This window comes from Mycobacterium intermedium (assembly GCF_002086275.1).
Lineage (GTDB): Bacteria > Actinomycetota > Actinomycetes > Mycobacteriales > Mycobacteriaceae > Mycobacterium > Mycobacterium intermedium.
The window spans coordinates 17,433-36,412 of sequence record NZ_MVHT01000069.1 but is presented as its reverse complement, the minus strand read 5'-3'; the positions used below and the strand labels follow the sequence as shown (position 1 = coordinate 36,412).

At 65.8% G+C, this 18,980-nt stretch carries 21 protein-coding genes and 1 pseudogene; 10 read left to right on the top strand and 12 right to left on the bottom strand.

The features are described 5' to 3' along the window. A partial coding sequence (locus BST27_RS21505; RefSeq protein WP_139805284.1) for an adenylate/guanylate cyclase domain-containing protein occupies positions 1-386 on the top strand: 386 nt, incomplete at its 5' end. A 24-nt stretch (positions 387-410) separates the two neighbouring features. Here BST27_RS21505 and BST27_RS21500 read toward each other — a convergent pair. The 3 genes from BST27_RS21500 to glpX all read right to left on the bottom strand — a co-directional run bounded on the left by BST27_RS21500 (position 411) and on the right by glpX (position 4,042). Beyond that, entirely contained in the window at positions 411-1,430 is a 1,020-nt protein-coding gene (locus BST27_RS21500; protein WP_069420941.1) for a hypothetical protein, read from the bottom strand. Positions 1,431-1,524: 94 nt separating this feature from the next. Beyond that, positions 1,525-2,928, bottom strand: a complete 1,404-nt coding sequence (locus BST27_RS21495) for a class II fumarate hydratase (RefSeq protein ID WP_069420940.1) — start codon at positions 2,926-2,928, stop codon at positions 1,525-1,527. A 31-nt stretch (positions 2,929-2,959) separates the two neighbouring features. Beyond that, on the bottom strand, positions 2,960-4,042 hold the full coding sequence (gene glpX, locus BST27_RS21490) for a class II fructose-bisphosphatase (protein ID WP_139805283.1): 1,083 nt from the start codon (positions 4,040-4,042) through the stop codon (positions 2,960-2,962). A gap of 115 nt (positions 4,043-4,157) precedes the next feature. Between glpX and BST27_RS21485 the strand changes: the two genes are divergently transcribed. Both BST27_RS21485 and BST27_RS21480 read left to right on the top strand, forming a co-directional pair. After that, positions 4,158-4,808 carry a DUF4245 domain-containing protein gene (locus BST27_RS21485; RefSeq protein WP_069420939.1) on the top strand — a complete coding sequence of 217 codons (651 nt, stop codon included), beginning with the start codon at positions 4,158-4,160 and terminating at the stop codon, positions 4,806-4,808. 45 nt (positions 4,809-4,853) lie between these two features. Then, positions 4,854-5,651: a dienelactone hydrolase family protein gene (locus tag BST27_RS21480; RefSeq protein WP_069420938.1), complete on the top strand. Its 798-nt coding sequence runs from the start codon at positions 4,854-4,856 to the stop codon at positions 5,649-5,651. Here BST27_RS21480 and BST27_RS21475 read toward each other — a convergent pair. Beyond that, positions 5,632-6,789 (bottom strand): AI-2E family transporter, encoded by a 1,158-nt coding sequence (locus BST27_RS21475; RefSeq protein ID WP_069420937.1) that lies wholly within the window; start codon positions 6,787-6,789, stop codon positions 5,632-5,634. The genes BST27_RS21480 and BST27_RS21475 overlap by 20 nt on opposite strands. Positions 6,790-6,884: 95 nt before the next feature. Between BST27_RS21475 and BST27_RS21470 the strand changes: the two genes are divergently transcribed. Beyond that, positions 6,885-8,423, top strand: a complete 1,539-nt coding sequence (locus BST27_RS21470) for a carboxylesterase/lipase family protein (RefSeq protein ID WP_069420936.1) — start codon at positions 6,885-6,887, stop codon at positions 8,421-8,423. 18 nt (positions 8,424-8,441) lie between these two features. Here the strand turns inward: BST27_RS21470 and BST27_RS21465 are convergent, their stop codons facing one another. The 4 genes from BST27_RS21465 to BST27_RS21450 are packed head-to-tail and all read right to left on the bottom strand — an operon-like array spanning position 8,442 to position 11,696. Beyond that, positions 8,442-9,572, bottom strand: a complete 1,131-nt coding sequence (locus BST27_RS21465; RefSeq protein WP_069420935.1) for a 3-beta-hydroxysteroid dehydrogenase — start codon at positions 9,570-9,572, stop codon at positions 8,442-8,444. Positions 9,573-9,614: 42 nt separating this feature from the next. Further along, positions 9,615-9,857 (bottom strand): exodeoxyribonuclease VII small subunit, encoded by a 243-nt coding sequence (locus BST27_RS21460; RefSeq protein ID WP_069420934.1) that lies wholly within the window; start codon positions 9,855-9,857, stop codon positions 9,615-9,617. Next, positions 9,850-11,091: an exodeoxyribonuclease VII large subunit gene (xseA, locus tag BST27_RS21455; RefSeq protein WP_069420933.1), complete on the bottom strand. Its 1,242-nt coding sequence runs from the start codon at positions 11,089-11,091 to the stop codon at positions 9,850-9,852. Before xseA ends, BST27_RS21460 begins: the two co-directional genes overlap by 8 nt. Further along, entirely contained in the window at positions 11,088-11,696 is a 609-nt protein-coding gene (locus tag BST27_RS21450) for a lipid droplet-associated protein (protein ID WP_069420932.1), read from the bottom strand. Before BST27_RS21450 ends, xseA begins: the two co-directional genes overlap by 4 nt. 89 nt (positions 11,697-11,785) lie before the next feature. On the opposite strand from BST27_RS21450, the gene BST27_RS21445 reads away from it, so the two are divergent. Next, positions 11,786-12,793: a 4-hydroxy-3-methylbut-2-enyl diphosphate reductase gene (locus BST27_RS21445; RefSeq protein ID WP_069420931.1), complete on the top strand. Its 1,008-nt coding sequence runs from the start codon at positions 11,786-11,788 to the stop codon at positions 12,791-12,793. Positions 12,794-12,803: 10 nt separating this feature from the next. Here BST27_RS21445 and BST27_RS21440 read toward each other — a convergent pair whose 3' ends face one another. Then, positions 12,804-14,039 carry a DUF6542 domain-containing protein gene (locus BST27_RS21440; protein WP_197518165.1) on the bottom strand — a complete coding sequence of 412 codons (1,236 nt, stop codon included), beginning with the start codon at positions 14,037-14,039 and terminating at the stop codon, positions 12,804-12,806. Positions 14,040-14,123: 84 nt separating this feature from the next. On the opposite strand from BST27_RS21440, the gene ychF reads away from it, so the two are divergent. Then, positions 14,124-15,197 carry a redox-regulated ATPase YchF gene (gene ychF, locus BST27_RS21435; protein WP_069420929.1) on the top strand — a complete coding sequence of 358 codons (1,074 nt, stop codon included), beginning with the start codon at positions 14,124-14,126 and terminating at the stop codon, positions 15,195-15,197. 105 nt (positions 15,198-15,302) lie between these two features. Here ychF and arr read toward each other — a convergent pair whose 3' ends face one another. After that, positions 15,303-15,713, bottom strand: coding sequence for an NAD(+)--rifampin ADP-ribosyltransferase (gene arr, locus BST27_RS21430; protein ID WP_069420928.1), 411 nt, complete (start codon positions 15,711-15,713; stop codon positions 15,303-15,305). Between the two features lie 112 nt (positions 15,714-15,825). On the opposite strand from arr, the gene BST27_RS21425 reads away from it, so the two are divergent. Continuing rightward, a complete protein-coding gene (locus BST27_RS21425; protein WP_069420927.1) occupies positions 15,826-16,224 on the top strand; it encodes a VOC family protein in 399 nt (132 codons plus the stop codon). Between the two features lie 33 nt (positions 16,225-16,257). Then, complete coding sequence (locus BST27_RS21420) at positions 16,258-16,599, top strand: DUF1801 domain-containing protein (protein ID WP_069420926.1); 342 nt, start codon at positions 16,258-16,260, stop codon at positions 16,597-16,599. Between the two features lie 382 nt (positions 16,600-16,981). Here the strand turns inward: BST27_RS21420 and BST27_RS21415 are convergent, their stop codons facing one another. After that, positions 16,982-17,377 (bottom strand): DUF732 domain-containing protein, encoded by a 396-nt coding sequence (locus BST27_RS21415; RefSeq protein WP_069420925.1) that lies wholly within the window; start codon positions 17,375-17,377, stop codon positions 16,982-16,984. Between the two features lie 320 nt (positions 17,378-17,697). Here BST27_RS21415 and BST27_RS21410 point away from each other — a divergent pair, with 320 nt between their 5' ends. After that, a complete protein-coding gene (locus tag BST27_RS21410; protein ID WP_197518164.1) occupies positions 17,698-18,063 on the top strand; it encodes an Mtp family mycobacterial-type pilin in 366 nt (121 codons plus the stop codon). After that, on the top strand, positions 18,060-18,488 hold the full coding sequence (locus BST27_RS21405) for a hypothetical protein (protein WP_069420924.1): 429 nt from the start codon (positions 18,060-18,062) through the stop codon (positions 18,486-18,488). Before BST27_RS21410 ends, BST27_RS21405 begins: the two co-directional genes overlap by 4 nt. On the opposite strand, the pseudogene BST27_RS21400 reads toward BST27_RS21405, so the two are convergent. After that, positions 18,471-18,944, bottom strand: a pseudogene (locus tag BST27_RS21400) (sensor domain-containing protein); the annotation flags it as partial. The gene BST27_RS21405 and the pseudogene BST27_RS21400 overlap by 18 nt on opposite strands. Positions 18,945-18,980 lie beyond the last annotated feature (36 nt).

The following is an 18,980-nucleotide window of genomic DNA, read 5'->3' as shown; positions in this document are numbered from 1 at the left end:
TCCAATTATCCCTTGCAGGACAGGCACTTTCGCTTATCTACACCCCGTTTCTCGAGGCATTTCACGAAAAATCTGGGTTAGGCACCGAGCTACGCCGACTGCTGCCCGTGGTCGATTTCGGCATCGGTGTGTCCGCGGGGCGCGTCTTCGCGGGCAACATCGGCGCCGAAAACCGGTACGAATACACGGTTATCGGGGACGCAGTCAACGAGGCGGCGCGGCTGGCCGACCTCGCCAAGACGTCCGACCGGCGGATCCTGTGCTCGTCCGCGGCACTCGACCGCGCCACCGAGGAAGAACGCGAGCGCTGGGCCGAGTGCTATTCCACCGTGTTGCGCGGCCGTTCGGAGGCGACGCATGTCTCCAGCCCGACGGCTGAGGGATGACGCGGTCTCGAGCCGGGCCTCGAGCTACTTGGCCACTTTCAGCGCCGCGATCACCTTGTTGACGATGGCTTGCGACCCGGTGTCGCCGATCGGAGTCGCGCCCAGGAAGATCGTGACCGGTTTCGTGTCGACCGCGATGATCACCACCGAGTCACCCTTGACGTTGCGAGTGGTGTCGCCGATCGTGATGTCGGCATCCACCCGGGCGGCCTTGACCCCGTCGACCGTCGTCGTCGACTTCTTCAACGGGCCCAGGGTGGGTTGCGACTGAATGTAGCCGGGGCCTTTGGCCACGCACTGAATCAGTTTCGCGGCTTGGGCGGCGACGTCCATGCTGGGGACAAAATTCGTGATGGCGACCTCGACCTGCATCATCCACTGGTTGGCGCCGGGCACCTCCGCGCCCAGGCCTACCGCGCCGATGAGGTTCGGGTTCTGGTCATCGGAGTACGGCGACCAACCGGGCGCCGCGCTGATTGGGAAGGAAAGCTTGCCCGCAGTCACGGTGTCGCCGGTGGGCGGCGCGCCGCCGGACACATTGTCCGTGCAGTCGGTGGCCGTCTGATCGGAACTGATCGGTCCCGACGACGGCCCAGCGGCGCTAGTTGTCGGGGAATGCGACGGCGAGGGCGACGAATCCCCGCCGCCCAGGGCAACCACCAGGATGACCACCAACGCGATGACGCCCAATATCGCGATACCGGCGAGAACCAACCACGGTGTCTTCGAGCTCCCACCCGGTGGCGGCCCACCCGGGCCCGGGTAGGTCCCCGTACCCCAGCCCGGGACATATTGCTGACCGGTCTGCGGATACGGCTGCGGTGGGTAGCCGCCCTGGCCGTACGGATCCGTCCCCTGGGGATTGGCGTAGGGGTTGGCTGGTGGATACGAACCGTCCGGTGGCGGGTAGGGATAACCGCCGCCCTGCGGCTGCCCCCCCTGCGGCTGTCCGCCCTGCGGCTGACCGCCCCAGTACTGGCCCTGCCCGTAGGGGTTCGATCCGTAGGGATCCTGACCGTAGGGACCGCCGGGAGGAGCCGTCATCGAATATCACCCTCACTCTCAAGGACCACCTCGCGCCGAGGCGGGTCAAACAGCCGCGTCGCCGCTGACGCTCTCGGGAACCTCCCAGCGGGGGCTAGTCGACAGGTTCGACCTTGGCCATCGCCAGGACATCGAGGCGGCGGTCCAGTTCCTCGATCGACAGCTTGTCGCCGATCAGCCCGCGGTCGATGACGGTTTGGCGAATCGTCTTGCGTTCCTTGAGCGCTTGCTTGGCAACCGCGGCTGCCTCCTCATAGCCGATGGCCGAGTTTAGCGGGGTCACGATCGATGGGGACGACTCGGCCAATTCACGCAGGTGGTCGACGTTCGCCTTGAGCCCGACGATGCAGCGCTCGGCGAACAGCCTCGACACGTTGGTCAGCAGCTTGAACGACTCGAGGATGTTGCGGGCCATCATCGGGATGTAGACGTTGAGCTCGAAGGCGCCGCCGGCCCCACCCCAGGCGATCGCGGCGTCGTTGCCGATCACCTGCGCGGCCACCTGCGTGACGGCCTCCGGCAGCACCGGATTCACCTTGCCCGGCATGATCGAGCTACCGGGCTGCAGGTCGGGCAGCTGAATCTCGGCGAGGCCGGTCAGTGGCCCGGACCCCATCCAGCGGATGTCGTTGGCGATCTTGGTCAGCGAGACCGCGATCGTGCGCAGCGCTCCGGACGCCTCGACCAATCCGTCCCGCGCGGCCTGCGCCTCGAAAGAATTTGCTGCCGTCCGCAATTCGGACAAGCCCGTCTCGGCTACCAGAACCGAGACCACCTTGACGCCGAAGCCTTCGGGAGCGTTGAGGCCGGTGCCGACCGCGGTGCCGCCGATCGCCAGTTCGCCCAGCCGGGGCAGGGTGGCGCGCACCCGCTCAATGCCGGCCTCGATCTGGCGGGCATACCCGCTGAACTCCTGGCCGAGGGTCACGGGAACGGCGTCCATGAGGTGCGTTCGCCCGGACTTCACCACCGTGTGCCACTCGAGAGCCTTGTCCGACAGCGCTTTGTGCAGCACCTCGAGGGCCGGAACGAGATGGCGCACCGCCGCTTCGGTGGCCGCGATGTGGGTGGCGGTGGGGAAGGTGTCGTTCGACGACTGCGACATGTTGACGTCGTCGTTGGGGTGCACCGTCACGCCGTTCTTGGCCGCGATGGACGCGATCACCTCGTTGGTGTTCATGTTGGAGCTGGTGCCCGAACCGGTCTGGAAGACGTCGATCGGGAACTGGTCGTCGTGCTGGCCGTCGGCGATCTCGGCCGCCGCCGCAATGATCGCGTCGGCCTTCTCCGGCGCCAGCAGACCCAGGTCCTTGTTCACCTGGGCGCAGGCGCCCTTCAGCAGGCCCAACGCGCGGATCTGGGCGCGCTCGAGCGGCCGGCCAGAGATCGGGAAATTCTCCACCGCGCGCTGAGTCTGTGCGCGCCACAACGCTTTGGCCGGCACCCGGACCTCGCCCATGGTGTCGTGCTCGATGCGGTATTCGGCGTCGTCGGCCATTTTGAAGGGGTTCCTCGCAATCCGTGATGGGTCAGGGCAGGGGATAGGCGGCGGTGCTGTCGCCGGTGAAGTCGATCGCGGAGTACTCGTTGAGCTTCGAGAGCCGGTGATAGGCCTCGATCATTCGCACCGTGCCCGACTTCGACCGCATCACGATCGACTGGGTGGTGCAGCCCCCCGGCTGGTAACGAACGCCCTTGAGCAAGTCGCCGTCGGTCACTCCGGTGGCGCAGAAGAAGACGTTCTCCCCGGACACCAGGTCCTCGGTGGTCAGCACCTGGTCCAGGTCGTAGCCGGCGTCGAGCGCCTTGCGGCGTTCGGCCTCGTCCTTGGGCGCCAGCTGCGCCTGAATGGCGCCGCCCATACAGCGGATGGCCGCGGCCGCGATGATGCCCTCGGGGGTGCCGCCGATGCCGGCCAAAATGTCGGTGCCGGATTGGGGACGGCAGGCCGAGATGGCACCGGCCACGTCGCCGTCGGTGATCAGCCGGATGCGGGCGCCGGTGGCGCGGACGTCGGCGATCAGCTGGGCGTGCCGCGGCCGGTCCAGAATGCACACGGTCATGTCCCGCACCGACAGGCCCTTGACCTTGGCGACCGCGCGGACGTTCTCGGCGATGGGGGCGGTGATGTCCAGCACGTGCGCGGCCTCGGGGCCGACGGCGATCTTGTTCATGTAGAAGACCGCCGACGGGTCGAACATCGCGCCGCGATCTGCCACCGCCAGCACCGAGATGGCGTTGGGCATGCCCTTGCTCATCAACGTGGTGCCGTCGATCGGGTCCACCGCGAAGTCGCACTCGGGGCCGTCGCCGTTGCCCACCTCTTCGCCGTTGTAGAGCATCGGCGCTTCGTCTTTTTCGCCCTCGCCGATGACCACGACACCGCGCATAGAGACCGAGTTCACCAGTTCACGGATCGCATCGACCGCTGCGCCGTCGCCGCCTTCCTTGTCGCCGCGACCCACCCAGCGGCCCGCGGCCATGGCGCCTGCCTCGGTGACCCGCACCAGCTCCAGGGCCAGGTTGCGGTCCGGGGCTTCCCCGCGCGACGTCCGCGGGTTTGCCGGATCGTGGTCTGCCACCGCGGTCGAACGTGGTCCCTGAGAAGTCATGGTTGGAGCCCTTCGTTCAAGGTTGGAGCCCTTCGTTCAAGGTTGGAGCCCGTCGTTCATCCCCAGAGATTGTCCCAGAAGCGGATCGGTGGGCTGGAGCTGGGATACTGGCGGAGTGACCGTTGAGCCGCAGCCGAGCCCCAAGCCGGCCAAACCGCGGGTGTTGCAGGACGGTCGCGACATGTTCTGGTCGCTGGCACCGCTGGTGCTCGGGTGCATCCTGCTGGCGGGGATGGTCGGGATGTGCTCCTTCAAGCCGGGCGGGACCACCCGGGGCACCATCCCTTCCTACGACGCGGCGACGGCCTTGCGGGCCGACGCCGTGACGCTGGGGTTCCCCATCCGTCTTCCGCGATTGCCCGCGGGATGGCAGCCGAACTCCGGTGGTCGCTCGGGTATCGAGAACGGGCGCACGGACACGGCCAGCGGTCAGCGGCTGAACGCGACTACCTCGACCGTGGGATACATCAGCCCGACCGGGATGTATCTGAGCCTGACCCAGAGCAACGCCGACGAGGACAAGCTCGTCGCGTCCATCCATCCGGGCATGCACCCGACCGGGACGGTCGACGTCTCCGGCACCACCTGGGTTGTCTACGAGGGAACCGACCCGAACGGTAATGGGTTGGAGCCGGTGTGGACGACCCGCATCGCCAGTCCCTCCGGCCCCACCCAGATCGCGGTCACCGGCGCGGGCAGCGCCGAACAATTCCGCACCCTTGCGGCGGCAGTCCAGTCTGAACCGCCGTTACCGAGCACTCGTTAGCTCTTGTTGGTTGGTTGGCGACGACAAAGACAGGTAGGAACCTTTATGACCGCACCCGCAGCGGACCTGACCGGATGGTCGGCCTCGCCCTTCACCGGCGGTGGCTACACCCACGACGTGTATCGCAAAGGGTCGGGTCCAGGGGTGGTCCTGATCCCGGAGTTGCCCGGCATCCACCCGGGGGTGTTGGCCCTGGGGAACCATCTGGTGGACAACGGCTTCACCGTCGCCATGCCGTCGCTGTTCGGCACCCCGGGTAAGCCGGTTTCCGGGGCTTATATCGCCTCGCAGATCGCGCGGGTTTGTGTGGCGCGGGAATTCGCGGCGCTGGCCACCAACAAGCAGCGGCCGGTGGCGCTGTTCCTGCGGGCGTTGGCCCGCGACCTCAATGCGTCCACGCCGGGCAAGGGCGTCGGCGTGATCGGGCAGTGCTTCACCGGGGGTTTCGCGCTGGCGGCCGCCGTCGACGACAGCGTGTTGGCCCCGGTGCTCAGCCAGCCGTCGGTGCCGTTCCCGCTGACGGCAGCCCACCGCCGCGATCCCGGACTGAGTGAGGTTGAGTTGGGTGTCGTCGCCGACCGCTGCGCGAATGACGGCCTGTGCGCCATCGGGTTGCGGTTCAGCGAGGACAAGACGGCCCCCGGCGAACGGTTCCAGACGCTCAAGAAGCGGCTCGGCGACGCGTTCGAAGTGATCGAGATCGATTCCAGCCCGGGCAACCCACACGGCTTCACCAAGATGGCGCACTCGGTGCTGACCGACGAGGTCCGCGAGGTCGACGGCCAGCCGGCGTATGAAGCCCGCAAGCGGGTGGTCGAGTTCCTCACTCAGCGGCTGACTTAGCCGCGCTCTCGTCGTTAGTGTCGCGCGAGCCGCGGGAAAACAAGCTGCGCTTACCAGCTTTCGGCTCGACCGGTTTCAGTTCGACGCCCTTGTAGACCGCCAGGTAGACGTCGATGGTGGTGACGATGATGATCATCAGCACCGGTCCGATGATGATGCCCCACGGGCCGAACATGCTGATTCCGGCGAACACCGACAGCAACATCAGCGCGGAGTTCAGCCGCGCATCACGCGGCACCAGGATCGGGCGCAAGAAGTTGTCGATGTTGGTGACCACAAGGAAGTGGATGAGCATCACGAAGATGCCACCGCCGATGTTGCCGAAGAGGACCATCCCTATGCCGAACGGAATGGTCACGATCCCGCCGCCCAGCGGAATGATCGACAACGCGGTCAGCAGGATCGCGAAGATGAAGAAGCCGTGGTGGAATCCGGCGATGTAGATGGACGCGGCGCCGGTGACACCCTGGCAGAACGCGATGACGAACTGGCCGTTCACGGTGCCGCGCACCATGGAACCCATCTTTTTCAGGTACAGGTCCGTCGCCTCTTCGCCCAGCGGGTTGAGTTGGCCGATCAGGGTGCGCAGCTTTTCCTGGTTGGTCAGCAGCGCGACGAACACGTACAGGAAGATGATCGCAGAGGTAATGGCACCGGCGAGGCTCCCCGCGGTGGTTTGCAGGAAGCGCAGCAGCCATTCGCCGGCCGTCTGCGCGACCGTGATCATCGCCTTGCGTAGCTGCTCCTCGGTGACGGTGACGTGGGCGAACGGAATCCGGGACAGGAAGTCGTTCACCAGTTGGAGCGCCTTCTGGCCGAGCTCGCTGGGGTTGGTCGCCTTGACCCAGTCTGCGACGTGCTCGACCATCCGGGCGATCTGAACGATCGCCAGCCCCACCAGCAGTCCCACCGGCACGATCACGACGGCCAGCGCCGACAACAGGGTGAAGGTGGCCGACAAGCCGGTGTTGACGCGCTTGTTGAACCAATTGAACAGCGGCGTGAACAGGTACGCGAAGACGGCTGCGACCACGATCAGCACGAAGTATTGGCGGAGGAAATACGCGCCGAACAGCAGCGCGATCATGGTGATGATCGCGAGAGCGCGCTTCTGGGTCAGCGTGAATTCCGTGTTCATGCGGAGCGCAACATTACGCGCGAGAAGACGCAAACTCGCGTGATTTCGGCCCCAATCGTGGGATTTTGCGTCTGCTCGACGGTAGATAGGAGGGCGTGGACAACTGTGTCGTTGAGACTTCCTACGGGCCAGTCCGGGGGTGCCGGGTCGGGCGCGTCAAGGTGTGGCGGGGCCTTCGGTATGGGGCACCGCCGGTCGGCGACCTCCGTTTTCGCGCACCCCAACCACCTCGGCGCTGGACCGAGGTCGCCGACGCCACGCGCAATGGGCCGGCCTGCCCGCAACCGGTAATACCGAACATGGCCGTCGACCTGGGCGCACCGCAGGGCGAGGACTGTCTGAGCCTGAATATCTGGGCACCGGCCGGCACCGAACCCGGCGCCGGCAAAGCGGTGATGGTGTGGCTGCACGGCGGCGCCTACGTGATGGGATCGGGGAGCCAGCCGCTGTATGACGGTACGCGCCTGGCCGGCGACGGCGACGTGATCGTGGTGACCGTCAACTACCGCCTGGGGGCGTTGGGCTTTCTGGACCTGTCGTCGTTCAGCACATCCCGACAGCGGTTCGACGCCAACGTCGGTCTGCACGACGTGCTGGCAGCGTTGCGCTGGGTGCGCGACAACATCGCGGCATTCGGGGGTGATCCCGCCAAGGTGACGCTGTTCGGTGAATCGGCCGGCGCAGGCATCGTCACCACGCTGCTGGCCAGCCCGGCGGCCGAGGGACTGTTCGCCCGGGGGATCGCACAGAGTTCGCCGGCCACATCGGTGTATGACCGGGAGCGGGCGCGCCGGGTCGCCGAATGCGTCCTCGACAAACTTGGACTGAGCCCGTCCGACATCGCGAAAGTCCCGGATGTGTCGACGGCGGCGTTCGTGGCTGCCGCGCGCGAAGTGTTCGACGAGGTGCCCGTCCGCAACCCCGGCACGCTGGCATTCGTCCCGATCATCGACGGCGAGTTGCTGCACGACTATCCGGTGAAGTTGGCCCAGCAGGGCCGGCTACTGCCGATCCCGCTGATCATCGGCACCAACAAGCACGAGGCGGCGCTGTTCCGGTTGCTGAGGTCGCCGCTGATGCCGATCACTCCACACGCGATCACGTCGATGTTCACCCAGATCGCCGCCGAACAACCCGACCTGCAGCTGCCCACCGAAGAGGAGATCGTTTCGGCGTACGCGCGCCACCGGGCCAAGTCGCGCTACCTCAGCATCGCCACCGACGTCGGCTTCCGGATGCCGACACTGTGGCTCGCCGACGGGCACCGCGAGGTGGCTCCGATATATCTCTACCGGTTCGACTATGCGACGCCGTTGCTGAGGCTGCTGCAGGTCCGCGCCGCGCATGCCACCGAATTGCCTTATGTCTGGGGCAATCTCGGTATGCCCAAGGATCCGACGCTGCGGCTCGGTGGCGCCAAGACCGCATACGCGATATCCGAGCGAATACGGCGGCGGTGGACCAACTTCGCCACCCACGGAAAGCCGGAGGGTGCGGCCGGTGAGCCGGAGTGGCCCTCGTATCAGGACCCCGACCGTGCCTGCCTGGTCATCGACAAGCGCGACGCTCTCGTGCCCGACCTGGATGCGCGCATCCGATCCGCGTGGGGTCGTCAGATGGTGAGCTTTCGATAGGCGCCCAGCCTCTAGTGCTCAGCGCGACCCGCTGGCCGCCGGGGCGCGCTTGCCCGCCTTCTTGGCCGCCTGAGCCTCGCTCTTCATCTTGTTGAACAACTCGATGTAGTAGGGCAGACATTCGGCCAGGGCCTGCTCGGTGGTGAACAGCGGCTCGTAGCCAAGATCGCGGCGCGCCTTGGCAATTGAGAAGTAGTTGTCCGTCGAGATCCGTTCGATGGCCAACGGCTCGATCAGGGGTGCCGGGAGCCCGAACCGGAAGTGCAGCCGCTGCCAATTCGTCATGGCCCAGTGTACGGCTGGCGCGGGAACCCTTACCTTGGGCCACTTTTCGCCGCACGCCTCCACCACCGGCCGGGCGAACTCGAACATGTTGATCGGTTCGGCGTCGTTGACGAAGTACGCCTCGCCGGGTGCGGTGCCGCCGGGCACCAGATGTTGGCCGGCCAGGATGAAACCGTGAATCAGGTTGTGCACGTAGGAGTTATCCAGCTTCACCGACTTCTTGCCGACCAGGACCTTGGTGTGGCCCTTGATCACGCTTTCGAACAGCTTGCGGAACATCGTCTGGTCGCCGCTGCCCCAGATGCCGCTGGGGCGGATGGCGCACGTCAGCATGCCGTCAACGCCGTTCTGCCCCAACACATATTTTTCGGCGACCACTTTGGTTTCGGTGTAGAGGTCGTTGAACCGGTCGGTGTAGGGGAGCGTCTCATCGCCGCCGGCGATGTTTTGGCCGCCCATGACCACGCTGTTGGATGACGTGTAGACGAAGCGCTTGACGCCGGCTTTCTGGCCGGACTCCACCAGGTTCTGGGTGCCGCCGACATTGACCGAGAAGCTGCGCTGCCGGTACTCCTCGGTCACCGAGTCGCCACCCATCAACTCGATGATCGCGGCCGTGTGAATGATCGTGTCGATGCCGTCCACCGCTGCTTCGCAGGTGGCCTTGTCGGTGATGTCTCCCTGCAGCACCTCCAGTTGCGGGTGTTGCGGCAGCGGCGACGGCGCCCGGTCGAAGGAACGGACAAAATGTCCGCGGTCGAGCAATGTCTTGACCAGATTGGCGCCGACGAAGCCGGAGCCCCCGGTAACCAGTACGCGGCCGAGTTCGGTTGTCAGAGATGCATCACCCATGCGGCGAAGCATAGTGAAACGTGTTCCAGTTTGGAATAACTATTTTGGTTTGGGTCAGTCTTGCGCGGTGTCGCCCGCGCCGAGGGCATCGGCCACCCGCTGACGGGCGCCAGCTAAGTGCTCTTCGCACCGTTTGGCTAGTTGTTCGCCCCTTTCCCACAGTTTCAGCGACGCATCAAGGTCCAGCCCGCCCTGTTCCAAAAGACGCACGACTTCGATCAGTTCGTCTCGGCATTTCTCATAGCCGAGCTCACTAATAGGCGTAATTGGAGTCTGGTCAGAAGTCTCATCAGTCATGGGGAGGGTGTCCTTCGCTCACAGCGGCTATGGCGCCGTCGGCGACCCGCACCCGCAGCTTGGTGCCGGCGGGGGCGTCGTCGATCGAACGCAGTATCTGGGTATCGGTGCCGGTCACGGTCTGCACGACGGCATACCCGCGGGCCAGGGTGGCCGCCGGGCCCAAGGTCGCCAGCCGCGCGCCGAGGTGGCCGATGCGCTCACTTTCGGCGTGGATCAGGCGGTTGATGTCGCGGCGCAGTGCCGAGCGGGCCCGGTCCACTTCGTCGGCGCGTGTCGTGATCATCTTGAGCGGGTCGGCCAGCACCGGCCGGTTACGCAAGTGGGCCAACGCTCGCTCCTCGCGGTGAACCCAGTTGCGCAGCGCCTGTGCGCTGCGCCGACGCAGGTCGTCGATCAGGCGCTGTTCGGCTGCGGTGTCGGGGACCACCTTCTTGGCCGCGTCGGTGGGAGTGGCGGCCCGCAGATCGGCGACCAGGTCGCACAACGGGTTGTCGGGTTCGTGGCCGACCGCGCTGATCACCGGCGTGCGGCAGGCCGAGATGGCACGGCACAGCGTCTCGTCGGAAAACGGCAATAGGTCCTCGACGCTGCCGCCGCCGCGCGCCAGCACGATCACGTCCACCTCGACGTGGCGATCGAGTTCCCGCAACGCCTCGACGATCTGCGGGACGGCGTTGGGTCCCTGTACCGCGGTGTTGCGGACGGCGAACCGCACCGCGGGCCAGCGCGAGGTGGCCACCGTCGTCACGTCCCGCTCGGCCGCGCTGGCGCGACCGGTGATCAGGCCGATCATGTTGGGCAGAAACGGGATCGGCCGCTTGAGGCGCGGATCGAAGAGACCTTCGGCGTCCAGCAGTCGGCGCAGCCGTTCGATCCGGGCCAGCAGTTCACCGACGCCGACGGCGCGGATCTCGCTGAGCCGCAACGAGAACGTGCCCCGACCGGTGTAGAACTGCGGCTTGCCGCAGACCACCACCTGGGTGCCTTCGGTCAATCTGACCGGTGCGCTGAGCACCAGGTCTCGCGAACAGGTGACGGTGAGCGACATGTCGGCAGCGGGATCACGCAACACCATGAACACGGTGGCGGAGTTGGGCCGCATGGTGATCTGGGCAAGTTGCCCCTCGACCCACACCGTGCCGAGTCGGTCGATCCAGCCCGCGACCCGAATGGCCACCGCGCGTACCGGGAACGGATTCTCGGCCGAATTCCCTGCTGCGGCCCGGGTCACTTCGCGGACGCGCGGGTGATCCTGTTGGCGATCAGCGTCTGGAACGGGGCGCGGGCCTTGGTGGCCTGCTCGTAGGCCAGCAGGGTTTCGAGCTCGGAGACGCTCAACGATTGCAGGCGAGCCCGCAGCTGGGCCAGGGTCAGGGACGGGTAGTCGAGTTCGGTGGCCACCGCCGGCGGCTCGACGTCAGACCCGGACGACGGCTGCCGGTCGGTGGAGTTCGGCTGGGAAGCTGCGCTTGCCGAGTCCGGTACGTCGGAAACCGAGTACAGCGCGAACCGTCCCTCGGCTCGGCGGTCGCTGTCGGCGTCAGGGCCGCCGGGGGACGGGAACGAGCCCCCCTCGCCATCGATGACCTCGAGGTCCTCGTCGAAAACCGCCCATTCGGGCTGCTCGTCCTTGGGCGGGAAGATCGACTCGAGCGTGTTGTCGCCCTTGATCACAAGTTCGGCCAGGTTTTGCTGAAACCGCATCACCAGGTGCGCCGCCTGACTTGCCAGCGTCATCGGATACATCAGGATGGTTCGCGGCAGCCTCATCGTCTCCTCCACGGCGACTGTTGCCGCGCCGACAATGAGCCGAACGCCATACGGTGCACTAGCCATGTGTCCAAGATTGCCTGAAGCTGCGGCTAACTCCAAGCTGAAGACGCGGTGATGGCGGACCCGCGTCGGGGTTACGTACCCTGAACATCATGGTGCCGCCTATCGACATGGGGATTCCCGGTGCTTCGATCTCGGTGGCTTCTGGAATCCAAAACCGCAAGCGAGTGCTGCTCGCCGAGCCGCGCGGCTACTGCGCGGGCGTGGACCGCGCCGTCGAGACGGTGGAACGCGCGCTGGAAAAGTACGGTGCGCCCGTCTACGTGCGTCACGAGATCGTGCACAACCGGCACGTGGTGGACACCCTGGCCCAGGCGGGAGCGGTGTTCGTCGAGGAGACCGACGAAGTGCCCGAAGGGGCCATCGTGGTGTTCTCCGCGCACGGAGTGGCGCCTACGGTGTACGCGGCCGCCGCTGAGCGCAATTTGCAGACCATCGACGCCACCTGCCCGTTGGTCACCAAGGTGCACAACGAGGCCAAGCGCTTCGCCCGCGACGACTACGACATCCTGCTGATCGGTCACGAGGGCCACGAGGAAGTCATCGGCACGGCCGGGGAGGCCCCCGACCACGTGCAACTGGTGGACGGCGTGGAATCCGTCGACAGCGTGACCGTGCGGGACGAGGACAAGGTGATCTGGCTGTCCCAGACCACGCTGTCCGTCGACGAGACCATGGAGATCGTCGAGCGGCTGCGGCAGCGATTCCCCAAGCTCAAGGATCCGCCCAGCGACGACATCTGCTACGCGACCCAGAACCGGCAGGTCGCCGTCAAGGCGATGGCCCCGGAGTGCGAGCTGGTGATCGTCGTCGGTTCGCGCAATTCGTCCAATTCGGTCCGACTGGTCGAGGTGGCGCTGAACGCCGGGTCCCGGGCCGCCTACCTGGTCGACTGGGCCGACGACATCGATCCGGCGTGGCTGGACGGGGTTACCACGGTGGGGGTCACCTCCGGTGCGTCGGTGCCTGAAGTGCTGGTGCGCGGTGTGCTGGAACGGCTCGCCGACTGCGGGTTCGACATGGTGCAACCGGTGACCACGGCCAACGAGACGTTGGTGTTCGCGCTGCCCCGCGAGATCCGGCCCAGCCGGTCAAGCTAGATCTGCGGGCCTATTCCCAGGGTTCTGGCTGCGTCTTGCGGGGCGCCCGTGGTCGGCTCCGCCGCTCGTGCCGGGGCTCGTCGAGGATTTCCTCCCTCGGCGCTGACGTGCGGTACCGGACCTGCGAAATCGGATGGTGTGTCGGGCTTGCGCCGTTTCCGCTGGGCGTCGAGCGCCGCCGGGGCGGCGGTTCGTAGGGCGCGTACCGGTCGTAGGGGTTCTCCCGGCGCCGGCTGGGGCGTTCGCGTTCGCGTTCCCGCTCGCGTTCCGGCGGGTCCGACGGCTCATAGCCCTCGTAGGGATCGAAGCGGCTGCTGCGGCGCTGAGGGCGGTCGTAGGGCCGTTCGTAAGGATTGCGGCGCGGGTGCGGGTCCCGACGCATCTCCCGCGGCGGCTGGGCCCGTAGGTCCGACTCGGGCGGGGGCGGACGGCGGCGCGACCGGCGGGGTGGCTCGTCGGCGTCGAAATCCGCCGCGGCGCTCGGGGGCGTTCTGCGCGGGCGGCGCGGACGGTCGGCGGCCGGTTCGCCACGCTCGTCCAACGGTGGCCGGGCGTGCCGGGAACGGGAACCGGAACGGGTTCGTGCCGAACGTTCGCCCGCCCGGCTGGTTCGCGAGGTGCGGTTGCTTCTGCTGGACCGGTTGATCTTGTGGGCCGGTTGCGAGTCGGTGCCGGACGATTCGTCGTCGTCGGTCTCGGGACTGTCCAGCAGCGAACTGAGTTTCGCTGCGATCCCACTGAAGAGCGACGGCCGCGGGTTGGGTACGGCAGCGTCTTCTGCGGCGTCTTGTGTGGCGTTTGCCACTGCACCGGTGCGTTGTGCGCTTCCGATGAACCAACGGATCAGACCGAGCAAAAGTACGCCGCCGGCGGTCCCCAGCATCAGCGGGAACCGCTCGATGAGTGGATAGCCGCAGTTGATCAGCAGGTCTTTCAACTTATCGATCTTGCCGCCGTGGAACGTCCAATAGGCGCCCGGCACCGCGCAGAACAGAATCAGGGGCGGTTGGATGACGGCGGTGAAGACGGCAGACTGGCGCACCACCAGCACCGCTGCCACGCAACCGGCGATGTAGAGGCCCGCGAAGGTGTGGGTCAACTCCTTGTGACCGGCATCAAGCAAGTACCCAACCGCAGTCGTCCCGGCGGCGAGAAGCACTGCGGCCCACCAGGGCACACCGGGAAGATTGCGGAGTATCGAGCGGTGGCTCGGCTCCACCGTCGATCCAGCGCGCTGCGTTGACACATGTTGACCGTACCGGCATCTGAGCCAAAGGCCCGTATATAGCCGGACAACCGGTGTTGGTGTTCCACCTACACTTGGCTCCCTGTGAGCCTGAGCTTGGGAATCGTGGGTCTGCCAAATGTCGGCAAGTCGACTCTGTTCAACGCGCTGACCCGGAACAACGTGGTGGCGGCCAATTATCCGTTCGCGACGATCGAACCGAACGAGGGAGTGGTGTCGCTGCCGGATCCACGGCTGGACAAGCTGGCGGAGATGTTCGGATCGGAGCGCACCGTCCCTGCTCCCGTGACATTCGTCGATATCGCGGGGCTGGTCGCGGGGGCGTCCGAAGGCGCTGGCCTGGGCAACAAGTTCCTGGCGCACATTCGCGAGTGCGACGCGATCTGCCAGGTGGTGCGGGTGTTCGCCGACGACGATGTGACGCACGTCGCGGGCAAAGTCGATCCCCGGTCCGACATCGAGGTCGTCGAAACCGAGCTGATCCTGGCCGACATGCAAACCCTCGAACGCGCGCTGCCGAGGCTGGAGAAAGAAGCCCGCACCAACAAGGAGCGCCGACCGGTACATGAGGCGGCGGTGCGGGCCCAGCAGGTGCTCGATACCGGCAAGACGCTGTTTGCCTCCGGAGAGGACTTCTCGCTGTTGCGGGAGCTGAACCTGTTGACCACCAAGCCGTTCCTGTACGTGTTCAACGCCGACGAAGCGGTGCTGACCGACGCCGCGCGCATCGCCGAATTACGTGAACTCGTCGCACCTGCCGACGCGGTATTCCTGGACGCGGCAATCGAATCCGAACTCATCGAACTCGACGACGAATCCGCCGCGGAGCTGTTGGAGTCGATCGGGCAAACCGAGCGGGGCCTGGATGCATTGGCCCGGGCCGGTTTTCACACCTTGAAGCTGCAGACATATCTGACGGCGGGACCGAAAGAAGCGCGTGCGTGGGTGATTCACCAGGGCGACACGGCACCCAAGGCGGCCGGGGTGATCCACAGCGACTTCGAGAAGGGCTTCATCAAGGCCGAGGTCGTCTCCTTCGACGACTTGGTGGCTGCCGGGTCGATGGCGGCGGCGAAGGCGGCCGGCAAGGTCCGGATGGAGGGGAAGGACTACGTCATGGCCGACGGGGACGTGGTGGAGTTCCGGTTCAACGTGTAGTCGCTCGTTGATGCTGCGGCTATGGCGGTGTTCTCTCGCACTTCTGCGCCCTCACCGCAGAGTCAAGGGTTAGGGACCGCCGTTGCCGGCGGTGTGCTTCTCTGCTCAGTTGATGATCTCGCCGCGCTCGTCGGCCCGCAGCGCTGCCAACCGATCGCGCCACGCCTGGAGCGCCGCGGGCGACAATCGCGGCCAGTCGTCGACTTCCGCGATGACTCGGAGCGGTTCGCGGCTGCGATAGGAGCGGGTCGGATTGCCGGGGAACCTCTTGTCCGTGACGTTCGGATCGTTCTCGAACTCACCGGTCGGTTCGACGAGGTACACCCGCGGCTCGCCGGGCCCCGGCGCCAGCTCGGCCGCCAGCCCGGCACCGGTGATCAGAGCGGTGAAGTAGATGTGGTTCATGGTGATTTCCGGTCGGTAGTTGGAAGGGAAGCCCGGGGTCAGCACGTCCCCGACCTTCAGTTCAGCCTTCGTCCCGTGGAAAAACGGACCTTCGTCTAGTACCCCACCCATGGGTCCAGGCTACGAATCCTGGGCGATGCACAGCTGGATGCCAGCTGGTTGTCGGTGGGGATGGCTAGCGTGTCCACCGCAGCCGTCGCACACCGAGCCCAGGGAGATTTGAGTGAAATTCGTTTCTACGCGCGTCATCACTGGCGACGTCAAACGGCTGGTCGCGTTCTACGAGATGGTCACCGAGACACCTGCGGTATGGGGCAGTGAGTTGTTCGCCGAGATTCCGACGCCGGTCGGCACGCTGGCGATCGGCAGCGACAAAACCGTGCCGCTATTCGGAGACGGATCCGCCGAGCCGGCCGCCAACCGCAGCGCCATCGTGGAGTTCATCGTCGATGACGTGGACGCCGACTACGAGCGCCTGCGCGGGCGCCTGGCCGAGGTGGTTACAGAGCCGACGACGATGCCGTGGGGCAACCGCGCCCTGCTGTTTCGTGATCCGGATGGAAACCTGGTCAATCTGTTCACCCCGGTCACCGATGCGGCGCGCACCAAGTTCGGGAACTGAGCCGGTTACCCCGCGGCGGTTACATTGGCGGATGTGAGTGATGATTGGCGTGCCAGCCGGGTCGAGGAGATTCGGTCCTTGATCGAAGAGGCCGAGCCCGACGTCGTCGAGGAAATCAAGTGGCGCAAGCCGTCCAATCCCGACGGCGTGCCGACGTTTTACTTGGACGGCTTGATTTGCACGCTGGAAACGTACAAGGACAAGGTCAAATTGACTTTCGCGAAAGGTTCGTCGTTGCGCGACCCCGACAACTTGTTCAACGAGAGTCTGAACGCCCCCGTCCGGCGGGCCATCGATCTGCGCGAAGACGACGAACTAGACCCGAGCGCGTTCAAGGCGTTGATTCAAGAGGCAGTCAGGGTTAACCGCAGTTAGGCGGTGAGCTCCCCGGCACGGTGTCGCCGAGTGTGGGGGTTTTGGCCCGGTTTCGCGTGGGGGTGGTGCGTAGGGCCCACGTTCGGCGGGTTGTGGCGTCGAGTGGTGTCGCCGAGTGTGGGGGTTTTGGCCCTGTTTCGCGTGGGGGTGGTGCGTAGGGCGCACGTTCGGCGGGTGGTGGCATCGAGTGGTTTCGTCGAGTGTGGGGGTTTTGGCCCTGTTTCGCGTGGGGGTGGTGCTTAGGGCCCACGTTCGGCGGGTGGTGGCGTCGAGTGGTGTCGCCGAGTGTGGGGGTTACGCCCCGTCTCGCGCGCAGGGGGTGCGTAGGGCCCACGCTCGGCGCTCGAGGCGCGACGACCAAGCCCGGGCCGAAGGCGACGCTCTACGCGCTGGCTGCCTGGACCGTCGGCGAGGTAGGCGTGGCAGGAGCGGTACTGGGAGCACCGGGGACCCTGCTGGGAAGCGTCGGGACCGTGAGCGAACCGTACTGCGGGCAGTACGCCTGAATCGCGGCTCCGGTGAAGTAAGCGGAATTGAGCGCCGGCCAGTTGGTGGCATTGGTGACCTTGCTGACCAGGTCGGCGTTGGGAGTGTCGGGGTTATTGCTGAGAGTTCCGCAAACAACGTTTTTCGCCAGCTGAATTGCCTTGTCGGGTGGGCCGAAGTCCATGCCCGAGGTATTGAGGTTCGTCAGAAAGGCGTCGTCCTTGGGGTCCGCGAATGCCGGCGCGGCCAACCCGACGGCAAGGACTAGCAACGCGAAGGCAATGCGCACCATGAGATCACTTCCTAGCTTGAATTCCGCTGTAATCCTAGTCGTCTCAGGCGCGGCCGGTCCTGGTTACGAATGCGGCGTGAGCCTGAACACAGGCCTGAACACAGGAATGTGTCGACCAGCAGCAGCCGCCTTGATCCGATAATCGGCATACCCCGCGAAGACACGACTGGCCAGCGGATAGAGCCGCTCGTACTCGTCTTCGTCGGTGACTTCAGTCGCGACAAACGGCTCGTCCCCCAACTCGCATTCGGGGTTCCGTCGACGAAACGGACTTCGAATCACCACTTGCTTGGAAACCGGCGGGAGGAAATTCTTAACAGATGGCGGCTGCACAGCGAGTGAGGCGATGGGTTACGACGGTGCTGGCAAGCGGCGGGCTGGCCTTGTCCGCCTTCGGGCTGACTGCAGGTGTCGCCCAAGCGGTCCCGGCCCCGGTGCCGACACTGCACTGGTGCCCAGGTGACTACTGGGACCCGGCCTGGGAGGACATCTACAACTGGGACTGGCATGCCTGCCATGACTGGCCAGGCGCGGCCTGGGCCGGCTGGGGTCCCTGGGGGCCGCCGCCGGGATGGGCGCCGCCGCGACCGCCCCAGCCGTCATGGGCTCCCGGAGCTCAGCTGATGTACAACCCTCTCGAAAACAATTGGGGTTTCTGGAACAACAACATCTGGACTCCCGCATGAGCAAGGTGCCGAGCAGGCAGGCGCGCTTGGCGCACGCAGCGAAACACGCCGAACTGTGGAACGCGGGTAAGAAGGACGAATGGGTTGCGTCGTGGCGCACCATTTGCCCGGGTGAGGTCCGGATGTTCGATCCGGTCGGCACCGAAGAGAAGCACGGCTTCGCCGCCGCGACCTCGGACGCATTCGACATGTTCCAGTCCATCCTCAAGATCAAGATGATCACGGTGCAAGTCAACGGAAACGAAATGGCCTGGGTCTGCGAGAACTACTTCGGCACCGAGCCGAACGTTCAAATGGCTTACAGCATCGAGACTTTCGCCTGGGATCCGGACGGGAACCTGCTCATCAAGACGTACTATCCGATGCCCGAGTCCGTCGGGAGCGACGCCGACCCATATGCCCACTTGCTAGGGGGACAGCAGTAGATCCGCGCCGCGCCTACAGCTTGTGACCCTGGCGGCGATCTGCTCGGCGGCCTTACCACCGGCGCTCACGTCGATCGCGACATTGTTCCGGACGGTCAGCGCCCGCTGATAGACACCTCGAAAGCTGTTGCCGTCCTTGGCAAATGTCACCGTCGTAATAGTGCTCAATACGCCGTTCGTGTGGGAGACGGGCCCCACCTGCCGATGAATCTCGGGGTTGTCCGCGTCGCCGGGAATGGTGAGTGTGCGGTTGGCGCAGGCCGGCCGGCCGTCGGCGGAATTGGTGAAGAAAGCGCGCGCCGCGTTGGCCGACGGGAACAACACCACTGCCTGCATCAACTCGGGATCATCCGCACTGGCGCCGGAGGCGCCCAACGCCACGTCGTCGTGGGCGCGAATGGCATTGGCCCCGCTGCCCGCGTATACGCCAGCCTCCGCGGGTTCATACGTGTAGCGGCATTCGTCGGGCCACTTTCAGCCCGCGGGCCAGTC

What these genes read in the sequence shown, in the direction of transcription:
- BST27_RS21445 (WP_069420931.1), top strand. Translation starts at nt 11,786, where the DNA reads ATGGTGCCGCCTATCGACATGGGGATTCCCGGTGCTTCGATCTCGGTG.
- BST27_RS21450 (WP_069420932.1), bottom strand. Translation starts at nt 11,696, where the DNA reads ATGGCTAGTGCACCGTATGGCGTTCGGCTCATTGTCGGCGCGGCAACA.
- BST27_RS21500 (WP_069420941.1), bottom strand. Translation starts at nt 1,430, where the DNA reads ATGACGGCTCCTCCCGGCGGTCCCTACGGTCAGGATCCCTACGGATCG.
- BST27_RS21465 (WP_069420935.1), bottom strand. Translation starts at nt 9,572, where the DNA reads ATGCTTCGCCGCATGGGTGATGCATCTCTGACAACCGAACTCGGCCGC.
- BST27_RS21460 (WP_069420934.1), bottom strand. Translation starts at nt 9,857, where the DNA reads ATGACTGATGAGACTTCTGACCAGACTCCAATTACGCCTATTAGTGAG.
- BST27_RS21475 (WP_069420937.1), bottom strand. Translation starts at nt 6,789, where the DNA reads ATGAACACGGAATTCACGCTGACCCAGAAGCGCGCTCTCGCGATCATC.
- BST27_RS21405 (WP_069420924.1), top strand. Translation starts at nt 18,060, where the DNA reads ATGAGCAAGGTGCCGAGCAGGCAGGCGCGCTTGGCGCACGCAGCGAAA.
- glpX (WP_139805283.1), bottom strand. Translation starts at nt 4,042, where the DNA reads ATGACTTCTCAGGGACCACGTTCGACCGCGGTGGCAGACCACGATCCG.
- BST27_RS21415 (WP_069420925.1), bottom strand. Translation starts at nt 17,377, where the DNA reads ATGGTGCGCATTGCCTTCGCGTTGCTAGTCCTTGCCGTCGGGTTGGCC.
- BST27_RS21480 (WP_069420938.1), top strand. Translation starts at nt 4,854, where the DNA reads ATGACCGCACCCGCAGCGGACCTGACCGGATGGTCGGCCTCGCCCTTC.
- BST27_RS21495 (WP_069420940.1), bottom strand. Translation starts at nt 2,928, where the DNA reads ATGGCCGACGACGCCGAATACCGCATCGAGCACGACACCATGGGCGAG.
- BST27_RS21410 (WP_197518164.1), top strand. Translation starts at nt 17,698, where the DNA reads ATGGCGGCTGCACAGCGAGTGAGGCGATGGGTTACGACGGTGCTGGCA.
- arr (WP_069420928.1), bottom strand. Translation starts at nt 15,713, where the DNA reads ATGGGTGGGGTACTAGACGAAGGTCCGTTTTTCCACGGGACGAAGGCT.